The 1,056-nt window shown below is 58.1% G+C and carries 2 protein-coding genes; both read right to left on the bottom strand.

The window, feature by feature from the left end; genetic code table 11:
• Positions 1–143: 143 nt before the first annotated feature.
• Positions 144–575 (bottom strand): hypothetical protein, encoded by a 432-nt coding sequence (locus I5E68_RS19960; protein WP_197167481.1) that lies wholly within the window; start codon positions 573–575, stop codon positions 144–146.
• A gap of 85 nt (positions 576–660) precedes the next feature.
• Positions 661–945 carry a hypothetical protein gene (locus I5E68_RS19955; RefSeq protein WP_197167480.1) on the bottom strand — a complete coding sequence of 95 codons (285 nt, stop codon included), beginning with the start codon at positions 943–945 and terminating at the stop codon, positions 661–663.
• Positions 946–1,056: the final 111 nt, after the last annotated feature.

The following is a 1,056-nucleotide window of genomic DNA, read 5'->3' as shown; positions in this document are numbered from 1 at the left end:
TCGCAGCACTCGTTGATGGTGTAGAGCTTGGCGGCGTTCAACTTCGTACTCCTTCATGTTGATGAGGAGCTGCCCATCTATGGGCACGATCGGACTTCGCCAAGCACTCTAAGACAGTCTATCCTGGCTTAACCTTCAGAAAGTTAGGAGCTTTGCGCCTGGCTTGCATGAAGAGAGATGGCTGGCCAGATGTCCTCGACCATGCTCTCGCTCAAGATCGAAGTGTCGAGCTGAACCCAAGTCGGTTCCCCATCCGACCAGTTGAGCAAATCAACCTGCATGGCTGGTCCGCGCAGCATGTCGAGAGGTTCGTCATCGTCGATCGGTCCAGCGTAGCTGATGCGGAAGTGCAGAGGCGTCCGATAGCCCAGGAAGTCGAGCGTTCCGTCGAGGATGAAAGAGCCGGTCTGGCAGGCTCCGTCGTAAAGCTCCTCCATCTCCTCGAAATCAGGGGCAGGTCCAGGTTCAGCGGTGTTAAGGCCGATCGCGGTGAGAAGGTCGTTGGTTTCCTTCGTCGGAGCTCGACGCTCAAGGCGGCGGAGGAGTTCGTAAGTCAAGTAGGAAGGCAGCTTCATGTTCGTGTCTTTCATGCGCGCGAGTTCAGTCCGGCGACGCAGAGGCCGCGCCGGCTCAAGATCCAGCGATGGTAATGTTGATTTTTTAGGCGGCAGCGATGCGCTGGAGGCCGTCGAGGATGGCCGGCTTCTGGCTTGAAGCTCGGTCATTGCTGTGAAGCTGGTCTTCCCAGAGCCGATCGAGCTGGCAAGTCGCACCTGCAAGAGTGGAGGTGGGAAGGTCGACCTGATGGTGCTCGGAAGCGATGAGGCGATCTTCTAGCGTGTGAATGCTGTCCGCAGCGCTGGTAAGCTGTTGATGAAGGGCATTCACATCGGCGATCGCACTGGCCCAAGCCTCGGGCATGTTGGTAGTCGGCGAGACAGCCATTGATTCGTCTCCTGAATAGACGGTTAGTGGTCAGGCCTGGCCGGAGGTTGCCGCCTCCGGTCGGGCCGTTGATGGAATCTAGGAATCGCCGACTCGGCGCGCAAGGCTGAA

The organism is Novosphingobium aureum, from assembly GCF_015865035.1.
GTDB lineage: Bacteria > Pseudomonadota > Alphaproteobacteria > Sphingomonadales > Sphingomonadaceae > Novosphingobium > Novosphingobium aureum.
The sequence above is the reverse complement of the archived record's forward strand: the minus strand, read 5'-3'. Positions and strand labels throughout refer to the sequence as shown.